7 protein-coding genes are annotated in these 8,990 nt (G+C 71.3%); 4 read left to right on the top strand and 3 right to left on the bottom strand.

Annotation, left to right across the window (positions count from 1 at the left end; translation table 11 throughout):
* The 3 genes from Ahu01nite_RS06245 to Ahu01nite_RS06235 all read left to right on the top strand — a co-directional run.
* Window positions 1-437 (top strand): hypothetical protein (locus tag Ahu01nite_RS06245; protein ID WP_203835440.1); only part of this gene is annotated, 437 nt, incomplete at its 5' end.
* A gap of 41 nt (window positions 438-478) precedes the next feature.
* Window positions 479-1,615: an FAD-dependent oxidoreductase gene (locus Ahu01nite_RS06240; RefSeq protein WP_203835439.1), complete on the top strand. Its 1,137-nt coding sequence runs from the start codon at window positions 479-481 to the stop codon at window positions 1,613-1,615.
* Window positions 1,616-1,705: 90 nt separating this feature from the next.
* On the top strand, window positions 1,706-4,801 hold the full coding sequence (locus Ahu01nite_RS06235; RefSeq protein WP_203835438.1) for an ATP-binding protein: 3,096 nt from the start codon (window positions 1,706-1,708) through the stop codon (window positions 4,799-4,801).
* On the opposite strand, the gene Ahu01nite_RS06230 is transcribed toward Ahu01nite_RS06235, so the two are convergent.
* Entirely contained in the window at window positions 4,775-5,623 is an 849-nt protein-coding gene (locus Ahu01nite_RS06230) for a LysR family transcriptional regulator (RefSeq protein WP_203835437.1), read from the bottom strand. The two genes, Ahu01nite_RS06235 and Ahu01nite_RS06230, sit on opposite strands and share 27 nt — an antisense overlap.
* Before the next feature lie 83 nt (window positions 5,624-5,706).
* On the opposite strand from Ahu01nite_RS06230, the gene Ahu01nite_RS06225 reads away from it, so the two are divergent.
* Window positions 5,707-6,447, top strand: a complete 741-nt coding sequence (locus Ahu01nite_RS06225) for an NADPH-dependent F420 reductase (protein ID WP_203835436.1) — start codon at window positions 5,707-5,709, stop codon at window positions 6,445-6,447.
* On the opposite strand, the gene Ahu01nite_RS06220 is transcribed toward Ahu01nite_RS06225, so the two are convergent.
* Both Ahu01nite_RS06220 and Ahu01nite_RS06215 read right to left on the bottom strand, forming a co-directional pair.
* On the bottom strand, window positions 6,379-7,539 hold the full coding sequence (locus Ahu01nite_RS06220) for an acyltransferase family protein (protein ID WP_203835435.1): 1,161 nt from the start codon (window positions 7,537-7,539) through the stop codon (window positions 6,379-6,381). The genes Ahu01nite_RS06225 and Ahu01nite_RS06220 overlap by 69 nt on opposite strands.
* Before the next feature lie 563 nt (window positions 7,540-8,102).
* Window positions 8,103-8,981: a hypothetical protein gene (locus tag Ahu01nite_RS06215; RefSeq protein WP_203835434.1), complete on the bottom strand. Its 879-nt coding sequence runs from the start codon at window positions 8,979-8,981 to the stop codon at window positions 8,103-8,105.
* Window positions 8,982-8,990 lie beyond the last annotated feature (9 nt).

The following is an 8,990-nucleotide window of genomic DNA, read 5'->3' as shown; positions in this document are numbered from 1 at the left end:
GGAGTCCGGCGGGAATGGACGCGACATATGCGACGTGGTGGCTCTACGCATACAGGCCGGACACAGGCAGGCATTCCTGCGTAACGGAGGAAATCCTGCGCGTCTTCTTCGCGAGCCCGCCATGCCGTACTTCGCTCGGCAATGGCAGCAACTCTGCCGCGATCGAGCAACAAACCGATCTTCGCCCACTATTCCGGCGGCACGCTCTCGACGCGGAGGCCAGCGTCGGCGGTCTGATCGTGAGCGTGCGCGCCGCGGCCGGCACCGGCCTCGACGATCCGCGCCTGAGCCCCCAGGTCGGCGAGCTCGAACTGCGCTTCGACAAAGTTCCTGATCGCGGGAGCCGGGGGACCAAGCGCTCGTCGTCTATCAGGCCGAGCTCGCCAGCCGGTCCGCTGGAGCCCTCGCCCTGCTGGATGTCGTCGCCGTGTAGCTGACTTGTCGCTGCCGTGTCGGTGGGGCCGTGCACGCTCGCAGCATGAATACACCAGTCACGATCATCGGTGCCGGTCTCGGTGGCCTCATCCTGGCCCGCGTCCTGCACCTGCACGGTATCGCCGCCACCGTGTTCGAGGCGGAGACCTCGGCGGCGGCGCGCCCGCAGGGCGGGATGCTGGACATCCACGACTACAACGGCCAGCTCGCCCTTGAGGCGGCCGGCCTGATGGACGAGTTCCGTGCCATCGTCCTGCCGGGCCGCGAGGCCATGCGTGTCCTCGGCCCGGACGGCGAGCTGCTGTTCGAGAAGGCCGACGACGGCACGGGCGGGAGCCCGGAGGCCCAGCGCGCGGCGTTGCGGCAGATGCTGCTCGACTCCCTCCCGGCCGGTACCGTCCGGTGGAACCACCGGGTCAGCGGGGTACGCGAGCTCGGCGCGGGCCGTCACGAGGTGACCTTCACCGGTGGCGGCACCGCGGTCACGGAGCTTCTGGTCGGCGCCGACGGCGCGTGGTCGAAGGTCCGGCCCCTGGTCTCCGCCGCTGTCCCCGAATACGGCGGCAGCTCGTCCATCGAGACGTTCCTGGTCGACGCCGACACCCGTCATCCCGCCACCGCGAAAGCGGTCGGCGGCGGGATGCTCTTCGTGGCCGACCGGAACGTGAGCGGGAAGACCTTCCTCGTCCACCGGGAGAGCGACGGAAACCTGCACGCCTACCTGTGGCTGGCCAACCCGCTGCAATGGTTTACCGACATCGACTTCACCGATCGCGCCGCCGCAACAGCCCGGATCGCGCAGGAGGTCGACGGCTGGGCCCCCGAACTGACCGCGTTGATCACCGCCAGCGACACCGCCCCGGTCAGCCGCCCGCACTACACGCTGCCGCCCGATCACCACTGGGACCGGGTGCCCGGGGTGACCCTGCTCGGTGACGCGGCCCACCTGCAGCCCCCGAACGGCGAGGGCGCGAACCTGGCTATGCAGGACGGCGCCGAGCTCGGTGCCGCCATCGCGGCGCACCCGGGCGACATCGAGGCCGCGCTCGCCTCGTACGAGCAGGCGCTGTTCCCCCGCAGTGCGGCGGCGGCCACCGAGGGTGAGGCGATGGCCAGGATCATTCTTGGTGACCAGGCGGCCCAGAATCTGATCGACCTGTTCACCTCGGGGCAGCAGTAGGCCGCACGCCGGCGAGGCGCGACTTCACCTCGGGGCAGCAGCAGGCCGCACGCCGGCGAGGCGCGACGGCGGGTGCGCGATGATGGTGGCGTGCGGATCACGACGCTCGGCCCCCTGGCGGTGGACGGCCGCCCGGTGCGGGGTGACCGGCTCGCCGCGCTGATCCACTCGCTCGTCGAGGCCCGGGGCAGGACGGTTTCCGTCGGCGCGCTGGCCGCCGCGATCTGGCAGGACACCCCACCCGACGGCACCCTGGGTGCGGTGCAGGCCCTGGTCGGACGGGTACGCCGCCTGGGCGTGCCGGTGCTCGCGATGCCGGGCGGTTACCGCGTCCCGGCCGACGCGGTCGAGGTCGACGCCGTCCTGGTCCGCGGGCTCGCCGATCAGGGCAGACGGGCGCTGGCCTCGGGTGACGCACTCCACGCACGGGTCTGCGCCGACGAGGCGCGCGAGTTCTTCCCGGAGGCGTCCGCTGCCATCGTGCCCGCTGCCGGGGGTGAGCGGCTCTTCGGCGACGTGGTGATGGTGCGGGCGGAGGCGGCCCTGGCCTGCGGCGGCCCGTTCGACGAGGCTGATCTGCGGCAGCTGGTCACGCGGGTACCGCCCGACGAGCCGGCCGCCGCGCTGCTGGTGCGGATGCTCGCCGCCCAGGGCCGCGACGCCGAGGCTCTGGAGCTGGTCGAGCAGGTGCGCCTCGACCTCGCCGACCGGTACGGCGCCGACCCGTCGCCGGTGCTCGCCGAGGCACACCTCGCCCTCCTGCGCGGCCAGTTGGTCGCCCCCCGACCTCAACGGACCCCTCGCCTGCCCGCTGCCTGGCGCCGCGCGGCGACACCCCTGGTCGGCCGGGACGAGGATCTCACCGTGGTCAGCAAGGCGCTCCTGGACGCTCCACTGGTGACCATCGTCGCGACCGGGGGCGCGGGCAAGACACGACTGGCCGCCGAGCTCGCCCGCTCCGCCGGCCCGTCCCGCCCGGTCCGCGTGGTCGAGCTGGCCGGCCTGCGCTCACCCGCCGAGGTGCTCCCGGCCGTACTGACCGCCCTGGCCGAGGCGAACCCCCTGGTGAGCAACGCCGTCCCGGGCGGTGTGCTGGGCGGGCGGATGGTTGACGCCGGGGAGCGGTTGCGGGTGGCCGGTGCGGAGCTTGACGGGCTGCTCGTCCTCGACAACTGCGAGCATGTGCTCGATGCCGCGGCGGCCGTTGTGACCGAGCTGCTGGCGGTGGCGCCGCCCGAGTTCAGTGTGCTCGCTACCAGCCGGGCGCCGCTGGGCCTGGCCGGTGAGGTGGTGCACCGGCTGGCGGCGCTGTCCGGTGAGGAGGCGGTGGCGCTGCTCGAGGCGCGCGTACGGGCCGGGGGAGTGACGCCGTCCTGGGGGCGGGACCGGGCCGCTGACCTCTGCCACCGGCTCGACAACCTGCCGCTCGCTCTCGAGCTGGCCGCCGCGCGGCTGCGCCACATGCCGATCGACGACGTCCTGGCCGGCCTCGGCGACCGGTTCGGGCTGCTCGACGACGCCCTGCGCGGGCTGCCCGAACGGCACGCCGGCCTGTGGGCGATGGTCGACTGGAGCCGCGACCTGCTCGGGCCCGCCGAGCAACTCCTGCTGGAACGGCTGTCCGTCATCCCGGCCCCGTTCACCGCCGACCTTGCCGCCGCCACGGCCGGGAGTGGGGGTGGCGGTGTTCGCTGGGGGCTGGCGGTTCTGGTTGAGCAGTCGTTGCTGCGGCTGGAGGGCGATCGCTACCGGATGCTGGAGACGGTGCGGGAGTACGGCGGAGCGCGCCTCGACGCGGACGCCGCCACGGCCGGAGCCGGTGCGCGGGAGATCGCCATGGCCGGGATGGTGGGCTGGGCGAGGCGGCGGGCGGTGGCGCTGGGTGCGGCGTTCATCGGGCCGGGGCAGATCGCGGCGTTGCAGGGGTGTGCGGACGATCAGGACAACCTCGTGGCGGCGCTGCGGTGGGCGTACGACCATGATGATGAACCGGCTACCGTGGACATCGCGGCTGCGTTGTTTCAGGTGTGGACGGTGCGGGGCCAGCATGCGGAGGCCAGTTCGTGGGCGCGGACGTTGCTGCATCTCGATGATCCGGGCAGGCGGCTGCGGTCGGCGATCGTGGGTGGGCGGGGCAGTGGGCGGCCGTTGCCGGACGCCGATCGGCTGGCGTGGCTGTGCGTGCTGATGGGGGTCAACGCCGGGAGTACCGGGCCGCTGCGGCTCAACGTGCTGGTCCGGCGGGCGCTGCGGGTGCTGGTCGCGGAGCGGTCCGGGGAGGTTTCGCCGCGCAACCTTGCGCTGGCGGGGGCGCTGCCGGGGCTGGAGCAGGCGGATCCGGACAGGAGCCTGGTGGACGCGGCGGTGCTGGTCGCGCACTCCGATCCGTACGTGCAGGGGATGGGGTTCTTCATGCGGGCCGTCCTGAGGGGGGACGGGGACGCGGAGCGGGCCTACCGGCGGTTCGAGGCGGTTGGGGACCATTGGGGAATGGGGATGGCTGCTCACGCGGCCGGGCATGCGAGCGGTTCCGACCCGCGCAGCGATGAATGGTTGCGGCGTAGTGAGCGGCACATGCGGCTGGTGGGTGCGGCCGAGGATGCGCGGGCGGCGCGGGTGCTGCTCGACACGCAGCTGGCCCTGGCAGGTGACGGGGAGGCGGAACGGCGGCTGCTGGCGGTCGCGGGCTCGGAGGAGACGGACGCCGATCAGGCCCATCTCGGTCTGGCGCAGCTGGCGTGGCAGCGTGGTGATCACGACGGGGCAGTCGCGCACGCCGATGCTCTTCTCGGGAATGCCGAATTCCGGGTCGCGGCCGCCGTCATGTACCTGTGGGTCGCGCTGGAGCCCCGGGCCGTGGAGGTTCTGGGGCAGTCCCGCGCGGAGGTGCTGGCCGCGCACGACCGGGAGCTGCTCGGGGCGTGGGCCTTGGGCGGGGCCGAGCTGGCCGCCTTCCGGGGCGACGCCGTGACCGCCGGTGAGCTGTGGGCGATGGGGACGCGGGTCGGCACCAACGTCAGCCGGTTCTTCCCGCAGGGGCACGGCGAACGGCTCACCGCGATCGTGGGTGACCGCCGTGAGGAGCTGCTCGCCGAGGCCGGCGCGCTGGCCGGGACCGTCATCCACACCAGGATCCACGCGCGCATGGACGAGCTGTTGTCAGTCCCCGAACGCCGCCGCGTATGACGCCACGCATGTCTCCGGCGTCGCGAGGGACGTCACGATGTGGCCGTCGATGCTCGCCGGTGGGTCGAGGGGGATCTGCAGGAGGCGATCGGTGCGGGTGGCGTCGAGCTGTTCGGCCGGGACCAGCGTCCACGCGTCCGGGTCCTGGCTGACCTCGAACAGCACGTGGAGCAGGTCGCCGGCCGGCGGGCGGGGCGGTGCCACGGGCAGGACGGCGAGGATCGCGTCGTGCAGCGGCGGGTCGGTGGCGGGGGCGGGGAGGCGCAGCCCGTACGGGTCGAGGTCGTGCAGGCTGACCGCGGGTTTACCGGCCAGGGGATGACCGGGGGAGAGCACCACGTGCAGCGGCTCGGACCACGCCCGCACCACCCGCGCCGCCGTCGAGCTGACCGCGCCGCGGATCAGCGCCAGGTCGAGCTCGCCGTCGCGGACGGCGTCGATGCGCGCGGTCACCGGCAGGTCGATCAGCGTCGGCTCGGCGGGGCGGTCACTGTCGCGCAGCCGTGCCAGTGCCCGGCCGACCCGTGGGGTGACGCACGTCGCCAGCCCGATCCGGAGCGTCGCCGACTGCTCCCCGGCGACCACACGCACGCGGGCCGCCGCCGCGAGGGTCTCCCGCGCCGCGGCGAGCACCCGCTCACCGGCCGGGGTGATCCGCACCCTGCGTGACGTGCGGTCGAGCAGGCGCACGCCCAGCTCGCGCTCGAGCCGGGAGATCTGCTGGCTCACGGCGGGCTGCACGATGTTCAGCCGTTCCGCGGCCCGGCCGAAGTGCAACTCCTCGGCGACGGTCACGAAATACTGCAGCGCTCTGAGTTCCACTGTTCGGATCTATCACATGATGTGATCGCTGCCGAGGCATTCTGCTCATTGTTGGCGCAGGTCACTGCCGCTGAGATGGAGCCATGAGCACATCAACCCTCGCCATCATCGGCACCGGCATGGTCGGCGCCGGGGTGGCCCGCCGCGCTGTCGCCGCCGGCCTCGACGTCATCCTGAGCAACTCCCGGGGGCCGGAAACCCTGGCCGGCCTCGTCACCGAGCTCGGCGACCGGGCGCACGCGGCCACTCCCGCGGAGGCGGCACGGGCGGCGGATGTCGTCGTGGCCGCCGTACCCCTCACGGCTCTGGACCGGTTGCCCCGCGCGGAGCTGGCGGGAAAGACGGTGATCGACCCGATGAACTACGCGGTGTATCCCGGGGCGCAGGTCGCGGAGCTCGACAGCAACGAGCTCACGTCCAGCGAGCTCGTGCAGCGGCACCTGACCGGCTCCCGGGTGGTGAAGGCGTTCCACAACATCGGCCCGAAGCAGCTGCTGGAGTTGTTCCGCCCGGCCGGCGCTCCGGACCGGACGGCGCTGCCGCTGTCCGGGGACGACGCGAGCGCGAAGAGGGAGGTCACGGAGCTGCTGGACGTGCTCGGCTTCGACGCCGTGGACCTCGGCACGCTGGCGGAGAGCTGGCGCAGCGAACCCAACACGCCGCTGTACGCGCTGCCGTACGTCGGTGAGCCGCCGGCCGGGCTTCCGGTGCTGGAGCTGGTGGCGTGGTTCCAGGGCGCTCGGGGCGTACCCGTGTCAGCGGTTCGCATCGGTGAGCTGGCCGCTGCTGCTGTGCGCGGGCGGGCCGGCTTCCAGATGCAGTGAGCTGCTGTTTCTCTGCGCGGGCACGGTCGGCAGGCTCAGGCCCGAGGTCAGGGCGCGGCGAAAGCGGGGACCGAACGGCCGCTCGACGAAGCGGTACACCAGCCACGCCGGGACCAGCATGATCACAACGGTGGCGGCGACGAGCACGGCCAGGTGGACCGGGAGGTGTTCCTGGCCGTGCCGGATCAGGATGTAGCCGATCCGCTGATGCAGCAGATAATAGGGGAACGTCAATGCCCCGGCGACCGTCAGCCACCGCCACGTGATCCGGTCGGTCTTTCCGAGGGCGATCAGCAGCAATATCGCGTACCCGAGGGTGATGAGCAGGACCGCGGGCCAGAGCGGGACATTCCAACCGGGTTTGATCTGCACCCGGCTCGACAGGCTGTGCACATTCATCAGCCAGGAGAAACCGACGATCCCCCACAGCAGCGGATTGGCGCCGAAACGGTGCATCAGATACATCGCGATGCCCGCGACGAAACACGGCGCGAACTGCGGAACGGCCACCATCGTGAAGACCGTGCTGTTCACGGTGGTCGCGACGGCCGCGGCCACCATCCACACCCCGCAGAAGATGACCGTACGCCGATAGCTGACCCCCTTCGCCACCACGAGCCCGAACAACAGGTAGAACCGCAGCTCCACCCAGAGCGTCCAGTACACGTTGTCGACATCCGGCACGTGCATCGGATACTGCAGCATCGTGAAGTTGACGGCGATGTCACTGAGCGAGAAATGGTCGTTGACGGGCACGTACCCGCCGATCGGGAAAATGCTCGTCACGGCGAGGGTGATGACGATGCAGACCCAGTACGCCGGATAGAGTCGCGACGCCCGTGACGCGAAGAAATGCCCGAGACTGCGCCCCCAGCTGCTCATGCAGATCGCGAACCCGCTGATCATGAAGAACAGCTCCACGCCGAGAAACCCGTACACGGTCACCCGGCTCGCCTGCGGCAGGTAGTACGCCGGCGTGTGCACTCCGTCCACAGCCCAGAACGTCGTGTAATGAAAGACCGCGACGGACAGCGCGGCCACCAGCCGCAGCCCGTCCAGCGCGGCAAGTCGAGGCTTCCGATCGGGGGTCACGGCGACCCATTCTCCGTCCCCCCGCCGATCCCCGCACCCCCGCTACGCGTTCTTGTCGAAAAGCTCTGCTGCAGTCGTAGGCCTCGATCCCGAGCGCGTAGAGCAGCGTCCCCCGGTTGCGCGCCGTCCGCGGATCCCGCAACAGCTCCACCACCGCATCGAACAGCTCAGGCGCAGCCATTCCAGGACCGCGGAGTCGCGCTCCTCATCCACCGGCTCATGATGCCCCCGCCGGGTCCCTCAATGGTCAGAAACCCCGGACCGTACGCCGTCGGAGTCCTACCCGGCGGGGAACGCAGCCGACGAAAGCCCGCAGCCGCGATCCCTGCCGCTCTGCCATCTACCGCCAGCGAATCACCGCCTCAGGACTGCAGATGTTGCGCTGAACACCGGAATCCGACAACTTAATGCGGTTTCGCTCGTCAAGTATCGTCAATCGTGTCTGACAGCCAAACATGTGTTTCCTCGCCAGACGCGATTGGCACGCGCTCGACACCTGATGCCGCAGGAGATTGCGGCGATGCGGGTTTCAGCGCAACTTCGTGCCCCGTGCCACGGCCTGCTCAGGGCTGGGCGGTGGAGGGCTCGGTGACACGGGCTGCTCTCGGGGCGCACGCGAGCCACACCCGGCCCGCCTCGGTCAGCCGCAGCGTGACCGTCCCGGCGCCCGGATGATCAAGAGATGCGGACCCGATCATGTCGTACGCGGTATGCGCCGCCCCCGTCGCGACGATGCCCCACACCACGCCGGCGCGCAGCGCGTGCAGCAGCCCCGCGTCGGTGTGCGGGTCGAGGTGCACTCGCGCCTCGGTCAGCGTCGTGCTGTCCGGTGCCGCGGCGATCACCCGGACGAGGTTGTTGAGGACGGCGGCCGCGTCGGGCGGGACGTCAGCGATGGAATACGTGAGCCCGTGGATCGAGGGCAGGGCGAACCGCTGGTGCAGCACCTGCGTCGTCGCCGTCCACGCCATGCTGGTGCCGTCGGTGAACGCGAGCCGGCTCTGGTGGTCGTTGACGTCGTAGCGGGCGATGCACATCCGGAACTCGTTGCGCGGATGCGGCTCGGGCTCGTCCGGCGTGCCCCGAGCCGTCTTCTGGTTCCTCGTCACGACCCAGTTGCCCGGCCGGATGCCGCGGATGAGTGCCGCGCCCGGGCTGGAGCTGGTGAGTTTGCGCAGCTTGCGGTGCAGCCGTTCGAGGGCGATCCCGCCGCGGAGCCGGTGGATCAGCGCGGTGAGGGGGCGCCACCAGAGCGCGAGCATCGCCAGGCAGGTCAGCAACCCCAGGTAGCGCAGCGTCTCGTTGATCTCGTTGAGGGCGGCGGCGAGCAGGGCGTTGGGCACGAACAGCGCGGCGAACGCCAGCAGACCGCTGAATCCGCGCCGCTGCACCACGCCGGTAGGTGTCCAGGACACAATGCGCACGGAACCGAGCCGCGTCATCGCTGAATT

It is taken from the genome of Winogradskya humida (assembly GCF_016862215.1).
GTDB classification, from domain to species: Bacteria; Actinomycetota; Actinomycetes; order Mycobacteriales; family Micromonosporaceae; genus Actinoplanes; species Actinoplanes humidus.
Note: the sequence above shows the minus strand (reverse complement) of the source record. Positions and strands in the feature narration are given on the sequence as shown.